The organism is Paraburkholderia unamae (assembly GCF_003268775.1).
In the GTDB taxonomy this organism is placed as follows: domain Bacteria; phylum Pseudomonadota; class Gammaproteobacteria; order Burkholderiales; family Burkholderiaceae; genus Paraburkholderia; species Paraburkholderia unamae.
The window spans coordinates 39,416-58,371 of the sequence record NZ_QLSU01000048.1 but is presented as its reverse complement, the minus strand read 5'-3'; the positions used below and the strand labels follow the sequence as shown (position 1 = coordinate 58,371).

18 protein-coding genes are annotated in these 18,956 nt (G+C 63.5%); 17 read left to right on the top strand and 1 reads right to left on the bottom strand.

Features of this window, described 5'->3' with window-relative positions; genetic code table 11:
- The 6 genes from C7401_RS41995 to C7401_RS41975 all read left to right on the top strand — a co-directional run.
- On the top strand, nucleotides 1-1,986 hold a 1,986-nt coding region (locus C7401_RS41995), incomplete at its 5' end, for a DUF2345 domain-containing protein (protein WP_112177958.1).
- Nucleotides 1,987-1,988: 2 nt separating this feature from the next.
- Nucleotides 1,989-2,321 (top strand): phospholipase D-like domain-containing protein, encoded by a 333-nt coding sequence (locus C7401_RS45875; RefSeq protein WP_258397452.1) that lies wholly within the window; start codon nucleotides 1,989-1,991, stop codon nucleotides 2,319-2,321.
- A complete protein-coding gene (locus C7401_RS41990; RefSeq protein WP_309252028.1) occupies nucleotides 2,266-2,787 on the top strand; it encodes a phospholipase D-like domain-containing protein in 522 nt (173 codons plus the stop codon). The genes C7401_RS45875 and C7401_RS41990 overlap by 56 nt, the downstream gene beginning before the upstream one ends.
- 3 nt (nucleotides 2,788-2,790) lie before the next feature.
- Complete coding sequence (locus C7401_RS41985) at nucleotides 2,791-4,062, top strand: SEL1-like repeat protein (RefSeq protein ID WP_258397450.1); 1,272 nt, start codon at nucleotides 2,791-2,793, stop codon at nucleotides 4,060-4,062.
- Nucleotides 4,063-4,168: 106 nt separating this feature from the next.
- A complete protein-coding gene (locus tag C7401_RS45270) occupies nucleotides 4,169-4,447 on the top strand; it encodes a hypothetical protein (protein WP_112177952.1) in 279 nt (92 codons plus the stop codon).
- A gap of 191 nt (nucleotides 4,448-4,638) precedes the next feature.
- Nucleotides 4,639-5,067, top strand: a complete 429-nt coding sequence (locus C7401_RS41975) for a YciI family protein (RefSeq protein WP_112177951.1) — start codon at nucleotides 4,639-4,641, stop codon at nucleotides 5,065-5,067.
- 76 nt (nucleotides 5,068-5,143) lie between these two features.
- Here C7401_RS41975 and C7401_RS41970 read toward each other — a convergent pair whose 3' ends face one another.
- Nucleotides 5,144-5,965: an AraC family transcriptional regulator gene (locus tag C7401_RS41970; RefSeq protein WP_112177950.1), complete on the bottom strand. Its 822-nt coding sequence runs from the start codon at nucleotides 5,963-5,965 to the stop codon at nucleotides 5,144-5,146.
- Between the two features lie 184 nt (nucleotides 5,966-6,149).
- Here C7401_RS41970 and C7401_RS41965 point away from each other — a divergent pair, with 184 nt between their 5' ends.
- The 11 genes from C7401_RS41965 (at nucleotide 6,150) to C7401_RS41915 (ending at nucleotide 18,944) form a co-directional block, all read left to right on the top strand.
- The gene (locus C7401_RS41965) at nucleotides 6,150-8,378 is read left to right on the top strand and encodes a TonB-dependent siderophore receptor (RefSeq protein WP_112177949.1); all 2,229 of its coding nucleotides are present in this window, start codon (nucleotides 6,150-6,152) and stop codon (nucleotides 8,376-8,378) included.
- Between the two features lie 30 nt (nucleotides 8,379-8,408).
- Nucleotides 8,409-9,335: an ABC transporter substrate-binding protein gene (locus tag C7401_RS41960; RefSeq protein WP_112177948.1), complete on the top strand. Its 927-nt coding sequence runs from the start codon at nucleotides 8,409-8,411 to the stop codon at nucleotides 9,333-9,335.
- Nucleotides 9,336-9,343: 8 nt separating this feature from the next.
- Nucleotides 9,344-11,362, top strand: coding sequence for a Fe(3+)-hydroxamate ABC transporter permease FhuB (gene fhuB, locus C7401_RS41955; RefSeq protein ID WP_112177947.1), 2,019 nt, complete (start codon nucleotides 9,344-9,346; stop codon nucleotides 11,360-11,362).
- Nucleotides 11,363-11,383: 21 nt separating this feature from the next.
- A complete protein-coding gene (locus tag C7401_RS41950) occupies nucleotides 11,384-13,030 on the top strand; it encodes a cyclic peptide export ABC transporter (protein WP_112177946.1) in 1,647 nt (548 codons plus the stop codon).
- 71 nt (nucleotides 13,031-13,101) lie between these two features.
- On the top strand, nucleotides 13,102-13,920 hold the full coding sequence (locus tag C7401_RS41945) for an ATP-binding cassette domain-containing protein (RefSeq protein ID WP_258397449.1): 819 nt from the start codon (nucleotides 13,102-13,104) through the stop codon (nucleotides 13,918-13,920).
- 246 nt (nucleotides 13,921-14,166) lie between these two features.
- On the top strand, nucleotides 14,167-15,705 hold the full coding sequence (locus C7401_RS41940) for an MltF family protein (RefSeq protein ID WP_112177944.1): 1,539 nt from the start codon (nucleotides 14,167-14,169) through the stop codon (nucleotides 15,703-15,705).
- Between the two features lie 136 nt (nucleotides 15,706-15,841).
- Nucleotides 15,842-16,396, top strand: a complete 555-nt coding sequence (locus C7401_RS41935) for an RNA polymerase sigma factor (protein WP_112177943.1) — start codon at nucleotides 15,842-15,844, stop codon at nucleotides 16,394-16,396.
- Between the two features lie 12 nt (nucleotides 16,397-16,408).
- Complete coding sequence (locus tag C7401_RS41930; protein WP_112177942.1) at nucleotides 16,409-16,720, top strand: hypothetical protein; 312 nt, start codon at nucleotides 16,409-16,411, stop codon at nucleotides 16,718-16,720.
- Between the two features lie 2 nt (nucleotides 16,721-16,722).
- The gene (locus C7401_RS41925) at nucleotides 16,723-17,025 is read left to right on the top strand and encodes a 4Fe-4S dicluster domain-containing protein (RefSeq protein WP_112177941.1); all 303 of its coding nucleotides are present in this window, start codon (nucleotides 16,723-16,725) and stop codon (nucleotides 17,023-17,025) included.
- 88 nt (nucleotides 17,026-17,113) lie between these two features.
- On the top strand, nucleotides 17,114-17,830 hold the full coding sequence (locus tag C7401_RS41920; RefSeq protein ID WP_112177940.1) for an O-methyltransferase: 717 nt from the start codon (nucleotides 17,114-17,116) through the stop codon (nucleotides 17,828-17,830).
- A gap of 358 nt (nucleotides 17,831-18,188) precedes the next feature.
- Nucleotides 18,189-18,944, top strand: a complete 756-nt coding sequence (locus C7401_RS41915) for a DUF8812 domain-containing protein (RefSeq protein WP_112177939.1) — start codon at nucleotides 18,189-18,191, stop codon at nucleotides 18,942-18,944.
- Nucleotides 18,945-18,956: the final 12 nt, after the last annotated feature.

Genomic DNA, 18,956 nt, shown 5'->3' with positions numbered 1-18,956 from the left:
ACGGCGATCAAGACCCATACCGTCACAGTCCCGAAGTCGTTCATGGTGGCCGAGTACAACCCGGACGCAGCGTGGGAACGTTATCGCGCCTCGGCTTCTGTCGCGCCAGGCGACCCGACCACCTACGGCCAGCCGTATATCTACGGCACGAACCACCTCGACGCGGACGGGGCGCAGTGGGAGGCACAACTCAGGCACGAAGCGGCCATCGCCCGTCAGATTGTGTTCGAAGGCGAGAGCAACGTGTTCGCCTTGCAGTGCGCCACGGTGCTCGAAACGGATATCGTGCTGCCCGATGCCCCCAAAGGCATGGTCATCATCGAGGCCACACACAGCGGTGCGCGCGACGTGGCGTATTCGAACACCTTCAGCGCGATCCCCGCCGACCGTCGCTTCCGTCTGGAACTGAAGCCGGAAACCTGGGCAAAAATCGGCGGCACGTTGAGCGCCCGGATTTGCAGCCCGGACAAGTACACCTATGCCTACCTGAATGCCTCCGGCTATTACGTTGTCCGCTTCGATGTGGACTTCGCAACATGGCCCAAGGGTGGCGAGAGTGTACCTTTGCGCCTCGCCAAACCCTTCGCGGGCAAGCTGCAAACGGGCTTTCACTTTGTCGCCCGGGACAATGACGAAGCGGTCATTTCATTTCGAGATGGCGACCCGGATAAACCGGAAATCGTTGCGTTTCACCACCATAGCCAGGCTAGGGATCTCATCACGAGCGACCGGCGCTGGCTCTCGCGCAACACGATCCGCACACAGAGCAACAACAAGCTGCGCATGGAGGACTGGGCGGGCCAGGAGGGTGTCAAGCTCAGCACGGAGCATTCGGGCAAGTCACAACTGAATCTCGGTTACCTGGTTAGTAACAAACTCGAATACCGGGGCGAAGGCTTCGAGGCGAGAACATCGGGTTACGGGGTCAATCGCGCGGGCAAGGGGCTGATGCTGACGGCCTACGACCGCCCTGGTGCCACAGGCAAGCAACTGGACATGCAGGAGACCATCGCGCAACTCGAAAGCGCGCTGGCGACCGCGAAGGCGCTGGCCGCATCCGCCAGCAGCGCGAAGGCCGAACCTGCCGACACCGACGTGCAGCAGCAGATGAAGGATGATCTGGACGGCCTGAAGAAACCGGGGCTGCTGATGAGCACACCGGCCTCGGCGGCGCTTGTCACGGGTCAGGGCATTCAGTTCGCGGTGCAGGGCGACATCTCGGGGGTGGCCGGGAAGAATGCGGACTGGAGCGTGCTCAAGCGCTTCACGGTGGCGGCGGGCGAGAAGATTTCGCTGTTCGTGCAGAAGTTCGGTATCAAAATCTACGCCGCGAAGGGACCGGTCGAACTCCAGGCACAAACCGACGCCATGTCGATGTACTCCGATCAGGACATGTCGATATCAAGCGTGAACGGCACGGTGCGTGTTGTCGCGAAGCAGGAAATCACGCTCGAATGCGGCGGTGCATTTATCCAGCTCAAGGACGGCAATATCACACTCGGTGGCCCTGCGGACCTGTTCCTCAAGTTCATCACGATCCAGAAGCAGGGCAAGGCGTCGCTGAACGCGCCGCTGGACCTGACTCATCCGGCGCTCTCGGGGTTGCCGACCACGCCCCTGACGTTCTATGCGTACGCCTCACCCGGTTCGCGGAGCGCGATGTCCGCGAACATGCCCTACAGTCTGTTCGCGGGTAGCACGCTGGTCAAGCAGGGCGTGTTTGACGAAACTGGGCTGCTTCAGATCGATCACCACCCCACGACGCAGCAATACACGCTCAAGCTCGCCAGCGGCGTGACCTATACGATTCCTGTTGCAAAACAGTACCAGGGTCACGCGGAAAACGCTGCGCTCGCGAATGGGGGGTTCCAGTTTCATGAGAATGGCAAAGACCCGGACATTACACCCATCTTTGACCGGGCTGTGCATCGACAGGATTACAGCGGTCTGCTGGACGATGAACCTGGCAAGCAAACAGGAGAATAGGCGTGGCAAATCCATCCAATATCGTTGTACCCATCGCGCTTAACGAACGATCGGAAGCCGACTTCTGCTCGCCCTGGTTTGTCGATTTCACGCCAGAGGGGCCATCGGAATATCCACCGCGCCAGGCCACCTACAAACCGCTGGTCAATGGTCTGAAGGCGTTCGGCGCACTCTACGATGCCATCGACAAGGCGACTAAAACTATCGACTACATTTGCTGGGGCTTCCAGCCGTCGATGTATTTCAGGCGCGATGGTAGCGTCACAGAACAATGCTGCCATGAAGAAGATATTGCAGGCCAGTCCCGGCACACAAACTCACGATGCACTCCGTGACATTGATTCCATTAATCAGCAAAAGGTCAAGTTGCGCAGCATGAAGGACGAGGATATTCCGATACCAGCAATTCCTGGCCTGAAAACGCTCGTCTGCACGCTCGTTGCGCCGGATTCTCCCCCCGGTGCCTGGATGCCGGTCTACGTCCACAGCAAGATCATGGTTATTGACGACGTGTTTCTCACGCACGGCTCGGCCAACGTCAACCGGCGCAGCATGGAGGTGGACAGCGAACTGAACATCTGCCATGAGCGCATGGACGTGACGCAGCCGTTAAGGAGGCATCTGTGGAGCATCCATACAGCAGGAGTAAAAAATGGGGCTTCGGATATTCCGAAAGACGCATTCGACGCTTGGGGGGATGCTATCAATAAGAATTCCAGCTATCAAAAAAACGGCTTGTCTCCTGTCGCTTCGCTTGTCGGCTTTAAGAGCATGACGACGAAGCGGACACGCATGGACTGAAGCATGACGAAATTGATCTTTCTATTGGTGCTGGCAGGGTTGCTCGGCGCTTGCTCGAATAAGGAGAGTGCAATGCCATCCCAGGTCGATATGAATGCCGCACGATCGCGATTGGCTTTTACCTGCGTCCATGAGGCGGACCATCTGCCTCCGCTCAATGCACAGGCCGACGTATTATTCAAGTACGGGCTGTTTATCGAAAAGAAGCCCGGCCCGAAGGACTTCAATGCTGCCGCCCGCTACTACCGGATCGCTGCCGCGCATGGTCACTACAAGGCCAATAACAATTTGCAACTGCTAGTGTCCACGGAACTGGCTTCGTCTCCTGATGCGCAAAAGGAAACGATTGATCTGGCCGAGCAGTTAATCGCCGCAGGCGTTCCAGGCGGCTACTACGATATGGGCCACTATCTTGAATTTGGCTATGGTGTGGTCAAGGACGAGAAGAAAGCGCTGGTCTTTATTCGCAAGGCAGCGGACCTTGGAAATCCCGACGCGCAGTATTACGTGGGAGACCTGCTTTCACCAAAGGACGTTGCCCCGCACATTTCGCGGCAGATGCTGGATTGCGCGATAGACCAAGGGTATGGAAAAGCGGCAAGTTATCTCGCTATAGATTTGATGACCAATAGGTTATACACGGAGGCTGTTAAGGTTTTTCAAAAAGGGGTGCAGGCAGGCGACGAGCAATCGGCTCGATTTTTGGGGAATGGGTTCGATACAACGTCGTCCGATGTGCTGTATTACGTGGGACTGGGGCACGATACCGAACGCGCGCGTCGCTACAAACTCATCGGGGAGTTTATCGACAACAACGACGGCCTGAATCCCAAGGTGCCCGACATCGACCAGATCGTACCGTTGCCGCCCGCGAAGCTGCCGGAGTGGGACGGCACGTTCCAGTGGCAGAAGGAGCAGGACGCCGCGAAGCCGCCGCAGAAACCCGACGAGGGGCTGGTGGTGCGCATGGCGAAGGAGAAGAACCTGGACCCCGCGACGGGCCTGCCGCTTGAGCCCGAAAAGAAGGCCGAGCGCGTGCCCTTGGGGACCGTGGTACGGACTGGCGAGGTCTGTCCCGAGGATGGCGTGTGGTGTGACAGGCGTTGGACATCGGTCACCTATGAGGCGACACGGCATTTCAGGAAAGGCGAGACGATGCCGCAACTCGTCATGGACAATCGCCGCCCCATTGCATTGATCGATACGCTGCTGGGCATGCGCAAGTACAGCACCGATGCGGACTGGAGCCTGGTGTCCTATGATGAGCGGGCGTAGTCTGTTGCGGCGTTTCTTCGTCCCACTTCGGCGGGACTTTTCATTCGAGCGTCAGGCGCGCCTGTTCCTGTGCCGCGTCCGCATGATCGAATAGCGCGCCCTGGCAGTGCGCATCGTTGATGTGATTGTGCTCGCGTATCCACTCAAGCGCCGCACGGTGCGCCTCAACGTAGCTACGCGTGGGGTGCGTACCGGTCTGGATGTCGCACCGGTATGCGCGTCCGATCCACGAGCGGAGATTGTTGGGGCGCCGTACCGGTACGGCGACACCTGCACCCTGGAGCAATGGAACCGGCTGCCCGGCTTCAATGACGGACACGACTTGCGCGAGCCGCCGTATCTGCTGATTCGCGCGCCGATCGGCGAGCCGCCCGCGTTGTCGTGATTCAGGCGGCGTCCGGCACACGTAACGCATCGAGGAGACCTGTACGATGGCGGTGTCGGGCAAACGGTGACATCGATTATTTATCGATTGTTTGTCGATTTCTTGCCACCTCGCGCGTCGTAGTCGTGGAGGCTGCGTCAGCCACCGGGCACCCAACCGGGACACCCCCCATTATTGACAGGAGAAGCGCAATGCGTGTGATGGTCCTTATCAAGGCAACCGATGAGTCGGAGGCGGGGCAGATGCCCAGCATGGAACTCATCACGGCGATGGGCAAGTACAACGAGGAACTGGTGAAGGCCGGAATCATGCAAGGCGGCGATGGCCTGAAGCCGAGTTCGGCCGGTGCCCGCGTGAGATTCTCCGGCAAGGACCGGACCGTTACTGATGGCCCGTTTGCCGAGACCAAGGAACTGATTGCCGGTTACTGGCTGTGGCAGGTTCAATCGATGGACGAGGCGATCGAATGGGTCAAGCGTTGCCCGAATCCCATGGTCAGCGATTCGGAGATCGAGATCCGGCCTTTCTTTGAACCGGCCGACTTCGGCGAGGCTTTCACGCCGGAGCTTCAGGACGAGGAAAAACGCCTGCGGCAACAGATCGAGGAGCAAAAACGCTAGGCGTTCGTTCGGCCCCGCGCGGGGCCGATTCTTTTTGCGCCCTGCGATAGAAAAACCGAAGCAGGGCGAGCGCCGCTTATTGCGTTTGCTGCGCCGTAGCCTGCTCCAGCCCGCTGCGGTTGCGCAGGAAGCGTTGCGGCGTTTCCCCCATCGCGCGCCGGAACATCGTGATGAAGGCGCTGGAGTTGCGGTAGCCGAGTTCGGTGGCGATGGTCGAAACCGCCATGCCCCTGGCGAGCCGCGAGATCGATTCCACCAGCCGCAAGCGCTGGCGCCACTGGCCGAAGGTGAGGCCGGTCTCGTCCTTGAAGGCGCGCTCCAGCGTGCTTTCGCTCGCGCCCACGCGCATGCCCCAGTCGTTGAGCGGCGTGTTGTCGGCGGGCGCGTCCATCAACTGGCCGCAGATCTGTTGCAGGCGGCGGTCCTTCGGTAGCGGCAGCAGCCCTTCGGTTGCCAGTTGCGCCTCGTGCATCTCCTGGAGCAGCAGCGGATCGATCAATGCGGAGCGGCGTTCGGGATGGCCGTTGTGCTGATCGAGCACGAGCGCGCCCACCAGCGCGTGCAGCAGCGTCGAAATCATCAGCACGTGGCAACTCGGCTCGTCGCGCGGGGCGACGTCGACTTCGAAATAGACCGTGTACATCTCCACCGCGCTGACCGCCTGCAATTCGTGCGCGACGAGCGGCGCGATCCACAGGCCGCGGTACGGGCCGAGCGTCCAGGCGCCGTCGGGCGTGATGACGCGCAGCACGCCGCGCGTCGTGTAGACGAACTGCGGTTGCGTGTGCGAGTGCCAGCTTTCGCTGTCGCCGGACTCGAAATCGTACCGTTTGGCGATGACAGGACGTTTGAGTTGCCGCCGCTGCGTGCCGGTCATGCGCTGCCAGATATCGGTCATTTGTGAATCTTGAGAGGAAGTGCGGCAAAACCGTCAAATTTCGCGGGCTTTGCGTAGCGAATTGACAGGACGTCGGCAAAGCTTCGCCCGTATTCTATCGTCCGTCCGCCGAGTTATGAATAACAATCGAAATGATTCGCATTCTTAATGTGGCGAAGATTAAATCTTGAACGGGGTGCGTGGGATGAATCGGGGAAGGATCATAAAGTCGTCGAACAACGTCGGTGACGCGGCGGGCAAGACGCGGCGGATCAAGGTGCGCACGATCACCGCCGTCGTGGCGCTCGCGATCGCGAAGATGGCCAGCGCGCAAACGGCAGCGGCGCCCGTGGCGGCGTCGGACGCTGCCGCACAGCCGGGCGGGCAACTGCCGGCCGTGGTCGTGCAGGGCGCGCGCGACGCCGAAACGGGCACGGGCCCGGTGGTGGGCTATGTCGCGAGGCGCAGCACGGCGGGCACCAAGACCGACACGCCGATCATCAAGGTGCCGCAGTCGATCTCGGTCGTCACGCGCGACCAGACGGACGTGCAGGGCGCGCAAAGCGTGGCGCAGGCGCTGCGCTACACCTCGGGCATCAACCCCGAGCAGCGCGGCACCAATACCGATTCGCTCGAATACCTCTACGCGCGCGGCTTCCTCGTGGACGAATTCTGGAACGGGCTGCGCACGCCCGGCCCGAACGGCGGCTTCGGCTTCAACGTCACGAGCTTCGATCCGTACCTGTTCGAGCGCATCGAACTGCTGCACGGCCCGGCTTCGGTGCTGTACGGCCAGGGCTCGCCCGGCGGCACGGTCAATCTCGTGAGCAAGATGCCCACCGTCACGCCGTACCATGAAATCGGTCTGCAAACGGGCAGCTATGGCCGCGTGCAGGGCTTCTTCGACATGAGCGGCCCCGTCGACCAGGACGGCAAGGTGCTCTACCGCGTCACCGCCGACGGCTTCAACACCGGCACCCAGACCGACTACGTGAACCAGCAGCGTTTCTCGATTGCGCCGACGATCCAGTTCCGCCCGACGAAAGACACGACGTTTACGATCTTCGCGAACTATCAGTCGGACCCGGAAGCGGGCATCTACAACTCGGTGCCGTACACGTGGCAGAGCCGCAGCCTCAATCCGGGCGAGCCGACCTGGGACAGCTTCCGCAAGACCCAGGCGTCGATCGGCTATCAGCTGGAGCACCGCTTCAACGACGTGTGGTCGTTCAAGCAGAGCTATCGCTTCCTGCGCAACACGCAGACGATCCAGTACGTGGGCAACGACGGCTTCAAGGCGGGGACCGACACGCTCGCGCGCACCGCGTATCTGAACTACGGAAGCCTGAATGCGCACACCGTGGATAACCAGTTGAACGCGAAGTTCGATACGGGGCCGGTGAAGCACAACGTCACGGTCGGCCTCGACTACCAGAACATGCAGTTCGACCATTACTTCTACGGCAATCTGACTTCCACGCCGGGTCTCACGGAAAGCAACCCGATCTACGGCCAGACGATTCCTTACCCGAACTTCATGTTCGCGACGTCGAACGCCACCTCGATCAAGCAGCTCGGCGTGTACGCGCAGGATCAGCTCGACATCGGCAAGTGGTCGTTCCTGTTCGGCGTGCGCGAGGACTGGGCCAACGAAGATCAAACCTCGTACAAGACCGGCGCGACCACGACGCAGTTCAACCGCGCATTCACGTGGCGTGCGGGCGGCGTGTACCAGTTCGACAGCGGCGTGGCGCCGTACTTCAGCTATTCGCGCTCGTTCCAGCCGCAGTTCGGCACCTCGTATGGCGGCGAAGCGTTCTCGCCGCTCACGGCCGAGCAGTACGAAGTGGGCGTGAAGTTCCAGCCGAAGGGCTTCAACAGCTTCGTCACGGTGTCGGCGTTCCATCTCACCGAGAACAACGTCCAGACCACCGACCCGCTGCATAGCGGCTTCAGCGTGCTCACGGGCCAGGTGCGCTCGCAGGGCTTCGAAGTGGAAGGTCACGCGAGCCTCACCAACAACCTGCAACTGATCGCGAGCTATACCTACACGAACCTGCTCAACACCAAGAGCAATTCGGCGTCTCTCGACAAGGTGCCGGTGGGCATTCCGCGCAATACCGCTTCGCTGTGGGCCGATTACTCGGTCTCCGCCGGTCCGCTCGCCGGGCTGCTGTTCGGCGGCGGCGTGCGCTATATCGGCGGCTCGTATGGCGATACGGCGAACTCGTTCATGACCTCGTCAGCGACGCTCGTCGATCTCTCGCTGCGCTATGACCTTGGCCGCCGCTTCTCCGGCCTGCAAGGCTGGACCACGTGGCTGAATGTCTCGAACCTGCTCGACCGCAAGTATTTCGCTTCGTGCACGGGCACGAACTACTGCTACTGGGGGCAGGGCCGCCTGCTCACAGCGGGAGCGAAGTATCAGTGGTGATTCCGCAATCCTTCTTTCCGGTTTGATGCAATGAAACGCAGGACCTTGCTCGCCGCGCTGCTGGGCGGCGCTTGTCTGAACCTCGTGAGTCCCGGCGCGCGCGCGCGGCCCGCCGTGCCGCGCCGCGTGATCGTGCTCGACTGGTGCCTGGCCGAGCTGACGCTCGCACTCGGTGTGGTGCCGGTGGGCATGGCGAACACGCCGGGTTTCCGGCGATATTTCACGGCCTGTCCGGTGCCGGATTCCGTGGTCGATCTGGGCCTGATGTTCCAGCCCAACATGGAGTTGATGCTGGCGCTCAAGCCCGACCTCATTGTCATCACGCCCGCGCACGCGTCGCTGCGCGGCGCGCTTGAGCGTCTCGCGCCGACCGTCACGCTCGGCCAGTTTCGCGCAAGCCCGGCGCCGTATACGGGGGCCTGCGAGGAGTCGATGCGGCTCGCGCAACTGTTCGGCCGCGAGGCGCAAGGCGAAGCCGCCGTGGCGCAATCGCGGCGCGCGATCGCCCAGGCGCGCGCGCGGCTCGATGCGCTGCCCGCGTATGCGAACGCTCGCGGCGACACGCCCCTGTACGTGGCGCGCTTCATCGACGAATCGCGTTTGCGCGTGTTCGGCGCGCGTAGCCTCTTTGGCGAGTTGCTCGCGCAACTGGGCCTGCGCAATGCGTGGGACGGCGCGGCGGCCGCGGCGATGATCGGCTTCGACGCGCTCGACGCCGATCCGCGCGCAACGCTCGTGTACGTGAAGCCACTGCCCGCCATGACCGCGATGATGATGCGCACGAGCCGCGTCTGGCAGGCCATGCCGTTCGCGCGCGCGGGCCGCATGACCGGTTTGGCCGAGGTGCCGCCCGAGGGCGGCATCCTGAGCGCGGCGTATTTCGCGCACGCGCTCGTCGATGCCCTGGCTGCGTTGCCTGCCAGGCTGCCTGCCGCACAAGCTTCGGAGGCCGCATGAGGGATGCCATGACCCGGCCCTTCGTGGCGATGCGCCGCACGCCGCTCGTGCCTGTGTGCGCGCTGTTCGCCATCGCGGCGCTGTTGTTCGCGCAGCACCTGGACGCACGGCTCCCGCCCGCGCTGTGGTGGCAATCGCTCGTTGCGCCCGCGCCCGGCGACGTGACGCAACTGCTGGTGCACTACGGCGATTTTCCACGCGTCGCCGTCACGCTGCTGTGCGGCGCCGCGCTCGGCCTCGCGGGCGTCGCGACGCAGCAGGTGCTGCGCAATCCGCTCGCCGAACCGATGACGCTCGGCATCTTCTCGGGCGCGTGGCTGGCGCTCGCGCTCGCCACCGTCTACGCGCCGTTCCTGCTCGCCGGCGGCCGCGACGCGGTCGCGCTCGCGGGCGGCGCGGCGGCGCTGGCCGCCGTGTTCGCGCTGGCGGCGCGGCGCGGCATGTCGCCGCTCGCGCTGATCCTCGCGGGCATGATCGTGAACCTCTGCGGCGGCGCGTTCTGTCTCGCGCTCGCGATCTCGCACTACGACCTGTTGAGCGGCCTGCTGGTCTGGGGCGGCGGCTCGTTCGCACAGCACGACTGGCGTGTGGCCCTCGCACTCGCCTTGCGCTTCGCGCCGTGTGCGCTGTTGCTGCTGCTGTTGCTGCGGCCGATGGCCGTGTTCGATCTCGGCGAGACGGTGGCGTCGAGCCTGGGCGTCTCGCTGCGCGCCACACGCGGCATCACGCTCGGGCTCACGCTGCTGATCGCGGCCTTCGTGGTGAGCGCCGTGGGCGTGATCGGCTTCGTCGGCCTCGCGGCGCCCGCCGTTGCGCGGCTCGCGGGCGCGCGCCGCCTGCGCGAGCGCGTGATCTGGTCGCCGCTGATCGGCGCGGCGCTGCTATGGCTCGCCGATCAGCTCGCGCAACACGGCGCGGCGCGCTTCGGCATGGCGATTCCCACCGGCGCGATCACGACGCTGATCGGCGCGCCGCTTTTGCTCGCGATGCTGCGCCGCCTGCGCGGCCGTCCCGATCTCGCGCAAACGCCCACACAGCCCGGCGCGCCGCTTTCGCCGCGCGGCCTGCGCATCGCGGCGCTCGCGAGTGCGGCGGCGCTGGCCGCAGTCGTGCTGTTTTCGCTCACGCTCGGGCGCGGCCTCGATGGCTGGCATCTGAGCGATGCACACGAAGCCGCCGCGCTGCTGTTCCTGCGCCTGCCGCATGTCGTGGCGGCGGCCGGCGTGGGCGTGCTGCTCGCGCTCTCGGGCGGCATCGTGCAGCGCATGACCGGCAATCCGATGGCGAGTCCCGATCTGCTCGGCATCTCGGCGGGCGGCGCGCTCGGTTTGACGGGCGCGCTCTTTCTCACCGCGCATCCGGGCCTGCCGACCTTCCTCGCGTGGTGCGCGGCCGGCTCGATGCTCACGCTCTGCGCGCTCGTGCTGATCGCGCGTGCCTCGTCGTTTTCGCCCGCCACGCTGATCCTCGCGGGCATGACGCTGAGCGCGGCGTTCCAGGCCGTCTCCGTGATCGCCGTTTCGAGCGGCGATCCGCGCGTGATCATTCTCTACAACCTGCTGGCGGGCTCGACCTACAACGTCGGGCCGTGGATGGCCGCGCTGGTGGCCGCCTGCGCGCTGCTGGCGCTCGCGGCCGTGCCGCTGTGCCGCCGCTGGCTCGAAATCCTGCCGCTCGGCGACGCGGTCTCGGCCGGGCTCGGCGTGCGTATTGCCGGCGCGCGCCTGGGTCTGCTGATGCTGAGCGCGTTGTTGAGCGCCGTGGCGACGCTCGTGATCGGGCCGCTTTCGTTCATCGGCCTGATGGCGCCGCATATGGCGCGCATGCTCGGCATCCGTCGCGCCATGCCCATGCTGTTCGTCGCCGCCGCGTTCGGCGCGACGCTCATGATCGGCTCGGACTGGCTCGGGCGCTGGGTGCTGTTCCCGCAGGAAATGCCGGCCGGCGTGATGGCCACGCTGCTCGGCGGACTCTATCTGATCCTCACAATGTTCCGGAGACCGGCGCTAGACCGGCCCGGTTCCTGACGCACCGTCTCAAGGAACCTCATGTCTTTGCTCCTGAAGCTCGCACGCCATTCACGCTGGACCTTGTGCGTGGCACTCGTCACCAGTCTCATCAGCGGCTTCGGCAATGCCGGCCTGGTCGCGCTCATCAACCAGGCGCTGTCGGCTTCGGCGGCGCAACTCGCGCAGCTCGGCTGGCAGTTCGTCGCGCTCGGCGTGGTCGTGCTCGCCACGCGCACGGTGTCGCAGACGCTCTTCATGGGGCTCGGCCAGCGCGCCAAGGCGAGCCTGCGCATGCAGACGATCCGGCGTCTGGGCGACGCCTCGTTTCGTCACCTGGAGCAGCAGGGCGCGGCGCGCTCGCTCGCCGTGCTCACGCAGGATCTCGACGCCATCGTGATGCTGTTCGTGCGCATGCCCGCGCTCGCCATGCAAAGCGCGGTCATCGTCGGCTGTCTCGCTTATCTGAGCGTGCTGTCGTGGCAGATTCTGCTGGTGGCGATCGTGACGATCGGGATCGGCGCGGCGGGCTTTCGCGTCGCCAACGGCCGTGCGCTCTTTCACCTGCGCGCGTCGCGCCAGCGCGAGGACGATCTGGTGCGCCACTTCCGCGCGCTGTTCGACGGCGCCAAGGAACTCAAGCTGCATCGCCTGCGCCGCGCCGCATTCATCGACAGCACGCTTTCCACCAACGTGGAAGCGGTGCGCGTGCAGCGTACGCGCGGCTACGTGCTCTACGCGGCGGCGGCGAGCTGGGGCAGCTTCATCCTGTTCGCCTTCATCGGCATCACGCTGTTCGTGGTCGCGCGCGTGCTTCCCATGAGTTCGCACGTGATGTCGGGTTACGCGATGGTGTTTCTCTACATGATCATGCCGATCGAGTCGCTGCTGTCGGCGATTCCGAACATCGGCACCGCGCGCGTAGCGCTGGAGCGCATCGAGGCGGTGAACGCCGAACTGCCGCTCGAAAACGGCCTCGACGCGCCGGAGAAGCGCGCATTCGGGAGCATCGTGCTCGACGGCGTCACGCATCGCTACTTTCGCGAGAAAGAGAACGACGTGTTCACGCTCGGGCCGGTCAGTCTCACGTTCGAGCCGGGCGAACTGGTCTATTTGATCGGCGGCAACGGCAGCGGCAAGACCACGCTCGCGAAGCTGATCGTGGGCCTCTATGCGCCCGAAAGCGGACGCATCGTGCTCGACGGCGTGCCGCTGGGCGAGGCCGATCGTGATAGTTATCGACAGCTTTTTTCGGTGGTGTTCAGCGACTTCTTCCTGTTCGACAACCTGCTTGGCATGCGCTTCGACGGGCTGGACCAGACGGCGCAAGACCTGCTCGTGCATCTGCAACTCGATCACAAGGTCAGCATCAAGGACGGCGTGTTTTCCACGCTCGAACTGTCGCAGGGGCAGCGCAAGCGCCTCGCGCTGCTGGTGGCGTACCTGGAAGACCGGCCGTTCTATCTGTTCGACGAATGGGCCGCCGATCAGGACCCGCTCTTCAAGGATGTGTTCTATCGCAAGCTGTTGCCGGGGTTGAAGGCGAAGGGCAAGACCGTAGTGGTCATTACGCACGACGACCGCTATTTCCATCTTGCCGATCGCCATATCAAGCTCGAATACGGTCAGCTTGTGCAAACCGGCGCGGGTGCCGGCGAAGTGACGCAAGCGCGGCCCGCCGCACATTGATTCGCTATGCAAATAAATAATCGACGCCGGGAGTTTTGCCAATGAATTTGCCGACGAGTTTGTCAACGCGTTTGCCAACGAATGCGCCCACGACGCTTTCGCCCGACGGCGACGCGCAGGCGCTTTTCACCCTGGAGGGCGTTGCGTTCGAGGCGGGTGGCCGCACGCTGCTCAAGCCCCTGTCGCTGACGCTCGCGAAGCACCGGATGTACGGTCTGATCGGCCACAACGGCTCGGGCAAATCGACGCTTTTGAAGCTGCTCGCGCGCCAGCAGCAGCCCGCCGCGGGCACGCTCGCGTTCGCGGGCCGGCCGCTGGCGCAGTGGGAAAGCCGTGCGTTCGCGCGCAAGGTCGCTTATCTGCCGCAGCAACTGCCCGCCGCCGACGGCATGACCGTGCGCGAACTGGTTGCGCTCGGCCGCTATCCGTGGCACGGCGCGCTCGGCCGCTTTTCGCGCACCGACGCGCAGAAAGTGCTCGCGGCGATGGAGCAGACCGACGTGGTGCGTTTCGCCGATCGCGCCGTGGACAGCCTGTCGGGGGGCGAGCGCCAGCGCGCGTGGCTCGCGATGCTGGTCGCGCAGGACAGCGATTGCCTGCTGCTCGACGAACCGATCTCCGCGCTGGACATCGCGCACCAGATCGACGTGCTCGCGCTCGTGCGGCGGCTGAGCGAGGAGCGCGGCATCGGCGTGGTGGTGGTGCTGCACGACATCAACATGGCGGGCCGCTTCTGCGACGAACTCATCGCGCTCAAGGGCGGCAGCCTGCTCGCGCACGGCCCGTCCGCCGAGTTGATGCGCGCCGATACGCTCAGCGCGATCTACGGCATTCCAATGGGCATCGTTGCGCATCCGGACGGCGGCATGCCGATCAGCTTCGCGCATTGATGGAAAGCCCTGTGTGTCACGGTTGCGACCGGCGCGGCGCGAGACTCGACCCGTGGGCGCGGCAAGCCACCTGACAGCATGAAAGGCCTTGAACCGCTTTCACGCGCAACTATGCTGTAAGAGTCGAAGCGGGCACGCGAAACGCGTCGAACGCTCAGACGCAAAGATCAGACTAATAGGCCCGGGTGAACCACTGACCCGATCGGGGCGCCAGGCCAAAAACGACCAACGGCAATGGTGTGAATCATGCATTTCGTTCGTGCGTGGCTGGTAACGGGGCTCCTGGGTGTGGCGCTGTGCGCGTGCAGTGCAACGTGCGCCGCCGCTGCGCCGGCACGGCCGGCGGCGGCGGCTCCCGCGGCGTCGGCTCCGGCGTCGTCGCCATTGGCGGCTTCCGCGCCCGTCCCCGCCAGTGCGCCGCGCCGCATGGATCTGACCAACAAGCCGTGGCGCGGCGATTTCGACGCGATGCTCGATCGCCGGGTGATTCGCGTGCTGGTTCCCTACAGTCGCACGCTGTATTTCAATGATCGCGGGCACGAGCGCGGGTTGACCGCGGACTTCGTGCGCGACTTCGAACGGTTCATCAACAAGACCTATGCCGATCGGCTCGGCAAACGCCCGATCACGGTCGTCATGATTCCCACGACGCGTGACCGGCTGCTGCCCGGCCTCGTGGCAGGCGCCGGCGATATCGCCGCCGGCAACCTGACGATCACGCCGGACCGCCAGAAGGTGGTGGACTTCGTCAGCGCCCATGCGCTCAAGCCAACCCGTGAACTGGTGCTGACCGGGCCCAAGTCGCCCGCATTGTCGACGCTCGACGACCTGAGCGGCAAGACCGTGCATGTGCGCCGCTCCAGCAGCTATTACGAGAGCCTGAGCGCGCTGAATGCCCGCTTCCAGAAAGCCGGCAAGCCGCCGATGCGGCTCGTGCTGCTGCCGGATGCGCTCGAAGACGAGGATGCGATGGAAATGCTCAACGTCGGCCTGCTTCAGATCCTCGTGGTCGACGACTGGAAGGCGCGCATGTGGGCGCAGATCCTGCCGCAGATCAAGGTGCACGAGGACATCGCCGTACGCGAGGGCGGTCGAGTCGGCTGGGCCATCCGCAAGCAGAGTCCGCAGTTGCAGGCCGTGGTCAGCAACTTCTACGACAATTTCATCCGGAAGCAAAGCGTGGCGGAGGTCCGCCTGAAGCAGTACATGCAGGGCATCAAGCAGATCCACAACAATACGGAAAGTGCCGAGCTGGCGCGCTTCAAGGCAACCGTGGCCTTCTTCGATAAGTATGGTCACCAATATGGCTTCGACCCGTTAATGCTCGCGGCGCAAGGGTTTCAGGAGTCTCAGCTCAATCAGGATGCGAAGAGTCGCGTGGGCGCGGTCGGCATCATGCAACTGATGCCGGCCACCGGGAAGGAGCTCAAGGTCGGGGACATCAAGGTCGCGCAGTCGAATATTCACGCGGGGGCGAAGTATCTGGACCAGTTGATGACACGTTACTTCCAGGATGCCCATTTCTCGGAAGTGAACCGGCCGCTGTTTGCCTTCGCCAGCTATAACGCCGGACCCGGCACCATCGCAAAGATGCGCAAACTGGCTGCGGAGCGCGGCCTGAATCCTGACGTCTGGTTCAACAATGTTGAAATCGTGGTAGCCGAGAAGGTCGGCATGGAGACGACCACGTATGTCCGGAACATCTTCAAGTATTACGCTTCGTATCGCCTTCTCCAGCAAGCGCAGGCGCAGCGCGCCCGTGCCGTTCAACAACTGAGTGGCTGAACGCGCTTCGCGAAACCCCGGTTGGTCCTGCCCTGAGCGAACCGGCAACGGCTCGCGGAAGGATTTTTCGTGCTCGCTACAATATTCGCGCGCCTGAAACGTCTTCAGGGGCATGGCACGACCCAACCCGCACCCGATGACCGACCGAGACAGCGACATTACGGCGACCGTGGTGCGTGAGCGCACGAGGCTCGTCAATTTTATCCGGCGCCGAATCGGCGACCCGGACGATGCCGAGGACATCCTTCAGGACGTGTTCTCCGAATTTGTGCAGGCGTACCGGCTGCCCGCTCCGATCGAGCAGGCGAGCGCGTGGCTGTTTCGTGCCGCGCGCAACCGCATCATCGACCGCTTTCGCAAGAAAAAAGAGCTGCCGCTGGTGGACCTCGACGGGGACGAGGAGGAAGCCGGCAGCGAGTACCGCCTCGACCTGGCCCTGCCGGCGCACGATGCGGGCCCCGAAGCCCTGTACGCGCGCGCGGTGCTGCTCGAGGCGTTGCAGAACGCGCTCGACGAGTTGCCGCCGAATCAACGCGAGGTGTTTATCGCGCACGAGCTGGAGGGGCGCGCCTTCAAGGACATGGCCGCGCAAAGCGGTGTCACGCTCAATACGCTGCTCGCGCGCAAGCGCTATGCGGTCTTGCATCTGCGCGCCCGGCTGCAAACCGTTTATGACGAACTGGATATTTAGAGGAGTCGATGGATGAAATTTCGAATCAGATGCGCAGGTAAAGCGCTGCTTGTGGTGGTCGCCATCGGCGTGCTCGGGTGGGTGGTCATGACGTTGTGGAACTGGGTGATTCCAGCGCTATTCGTGGGGGCGCGCGCGATCGACTTCGCGCATGCGCTGGGCCTGCTCGTGTTGAGCCGCATTCTGTTTGGCGGATTCCGCGGGCACGGCGGCGGCTGGCGCGAACGGCGTCACTGGCGCAAATGGGAGGCGATGACGCCCGAAGAACGCGAGCACTTCAAGACGGCGTGGCGAACGGGGCGCGGTCCGCGCGCGGGAGAATGAGCATGCGCGAGAAATCAACGGGCGACTGCAAACAGCAGCCGGGTGTGATTGCACCGGTCGTCGATCTGAAACGTTGTGAAGGCAAGGGCGATTGCCTGGCAGTCTGCCCTGAGAACGTGTTCGAGATCCGGCGAATCGATGAGGCCGATTATCTCGGCCTCGGCTGGATGAACCGCCTCAAGCTGCGCGTGCATGGCATGAAAGTCGCCTACACGCCGAACGCGGACGCCTGCCGGTCTTGCGGGCTTTGCGTGACGGCGTGCCCCGAGCGCGCGATCAAGCTCGCCAGAGCGGCATCGCGTTAGCCCGGTTTCGCTGTGGGTGGGGCCGATTGACGGAGTGACAATCAGCTATATGTGTCAGCATAACTAACGATATTGTCCGGGAAGAAACATGACTTCATCGACCTCCGTTCTTTTGCGGCGGCTTCACGAACAGAGCCAGTCAGAAGTGATGGCCCGCGCACGCGCGCAGTTCCAGGGTCCGAGCGAGGAATGGCTCACGCTCACCGAGGAATACGAAATGATTGCGCCCAGACTGCGTGGGCGCTTTCTCGAAACGCTCGGGCTGTCGAGCGAAGATTTCGAATCCTCGCAAGGCACGCCGCTATCGTTGGCCGTTTCAGCGGAAACGGGGCGGTTCTTGTACAACATGGTTCTTTCGCACAGACCGGCTCGAATTCTCGAGCTAGGCAGTTCCTGCGGTGTGTCCACGCTGTATCTTGCCGACGCCCTGCGCACATTGGGCCGCGGCACCCTTGTCGCGACCGAGCTCGATGCCGTCAAATGCGCGTATCTTCGATCCCACGTCAAAGCGGCGGGCGTGGACGCCTGGGTCGACCTGCACGAGGGCGATGTTTTCCAGACCGTAGCCGAATTCGACGGCACGTTCGACATGGTGTTTATCGACGTATGGGCCGATGCGTATCTGAAACTGTTCAGGCAGATCGAGCGCCTGCTACGCCCGGGAACCATCGTGCTCGCCGACAACATGTACACGGCCGAGGACGCGGTTCGGCCTTACAAGCACTACCTCGACAACGACCCGCGCTTTTCGACCACCACGCTGGACTTTGAATCAGGCGTCGAATTTACCGTCGTCGTTTCCTGAGCGCACGAACGTTCGAGTCACGCCGGGTCACCCGGCGGGCAACGATCCATTCCATGTTCGCCTCGTTGGAGGGTCGGGTACGCACCTCGCGTTAGCAAACCGGTGCAAAGCATGCGGCGACGCCTCGCGAATCCATAAAAAAACCGCATTGCCAGCGGAGATTTTCGTCTATTCTTTCAGTGGGGTTACTTGAGTTCCCGCTGATCGCCGACCACACTCCCTGTCTACCTGCTCGCCGGACGTCGGCCCGTGATCTGCCTGCTGTATCCATTACTTTGTTTGCAGTCCTTTGTATATCAACAGGACGCGGTGCGTCTGGACGAACCGCGCGTGCCAGAAGGTACACGAGGTGAACACCATGTCTTCCTTCGACCAGTTGCTCCTGCAAACCATTCAGACGCCGGGATTGTTGTCGCCCGACGTGCCGCTCGATGAGGAGCGCAAGCTTTTCGAGAGCGAACATCCCGAACCGCCTTTGCTCGTGCTCGACGTCGCACCGATTTCCGACCGCGCGATCAACATGATCATCGCCTTCGAGGTGACGAGCGAAGCTGCGTATAACAGGCTTTATCAGCACCCGATCTGGCCGAAGGGCAACTCGGGCGTGACGATCGGCATCGGATACGACCTCGGCTATACGAGCGCCGCGCAGCTTGCGAAAGACTGGACGGCGTCGCTCGGCGCGGCGGCCGTCGCGACACTCACGCCGGCATGCGGCAAAACGGGAGCGGCGGCCAGCCAGATCCTGCCGCAGACCAAAGGCGTGACCGTGCCGTTCGCGGCGGCGAACGCGGTTTTCCGGCAGACCGACGTACCGCGCTACACGTCGCGCACGCTCGGGGCGCTGCCGCCAGCCGCGGCCAACCTGAATCCCGATTGCCTCGGCGCCCTGGTGTCGCTCGTGTACAACCGTGGTGCATCGTTCAACGCCGCGGGCGATCGCTACACCGAGATGCGCGCAATCAGCAGCGACATCCAGAATCAGAAGTTAGCGGACATTCCCGCCCAGATTCGCTCGATGAAGCGTTTATGGGCCGGAGATCCGAATATGGCCGGCCTCGTGCAGCGACGTGAGCTGGAGGCCGTGCTGTTCGAAGAGGGGCTTGCCGCGTGAGTGAAGTGCGAG

Coding starts and splice junctions, on each gene's coding strand:
- C7401_RS41965 (WP_112177949.1), top strand. CDS start 6,150: ATGAATCGGGGAAGGATCATAAAGTCGTCGAACAACGTCGGTGACGCG.
- C7401_RS41950 (WP_112177946.1), top strand. CDS start 11,384: ATGTCTTTGCTCCTGAAGCTCGCACGCCATTCACGCTGGACCTTGTGC.
- C7401_RS41970 (WP_112177950.1), bottom strand. CDS start 5,965: ATGACCGATATCTGGCAGCGCATGACCGGCACGCAGCGGCGGCAACTC.
- C7401_RS41915 (WP_112177939.1), top strand. CDS start 18,189: ATGTCTTCCTTCGACCAGTTGCTCCTGCAAACCATTCAGACGCCGGGA.
- fhuB (WP_112177947.1), top strand. CDS start 9,344: ATGACCCGGCCCTTCGTGGCGATGCGCCGCACGCCGCTCGTGCCTGTG.
- C7401_RS41985 (WP_258397450.1), top strand. CDS start 2,791: ATGACGAAATTGATCTTTCTATTGGTGCTGGCAGGGTTGCTCGGCGCT.
- C7401_RS41930 (WP_112177942.1), top strand. CDS start 16,409: ATGAAATTTCGAATCAGATGCGCAGGTAAAGCGCTGCTTGTGGTGGTC.
- C7401_RS41940 (WP_112177944.1), top strand. CDS start 14,167: ATGCATTTCGTTCGTGCGTGGCTGGTAACGGGGCTCCTGGGTGTGGCG.
- C7401_RS41975 (WP_112177951.1), top strand. CDS start 4,639: ATGCGTGTGATGGTCCTTATCAAGGCAACCGATGAGTCGGAGGCGGGG.
- C7401_RS41920 (WP_112177940.1), top strand. CDS start 17,114: ATGACTTCATCGACCTCCGTTCTTTTGCGGCGGCTTCACGAACAGAGC.
- C7401_RS41960 (WP_112177948.1), top strand. CDS start 8,409: ATGAAACGCAGGACCTTGCTCGCCGCGCTGCTGGGCGGCGCTTGTCTG.
- C7401_RS41935 (WP_112177943.1), top strand. CDS start 15,842: ATGACCGACCGAGACAGCGACATTACGGCGACCGTGGTGCGTGAGCGC.
- C7401_RS41990 (WP_309252028.1), top strand. CDS start 2,266: ATGAAGAAGATATTGCAGGCCAGTCCCGGCACACAAACTCACGATGCA.
- C7401_RS41925 (WP_112177941.1), top strand. CDS start 16,723: ATGCGCGAGAAATCAACGGGCGACTGCAAACAGCAGCCGGGTGTGATT.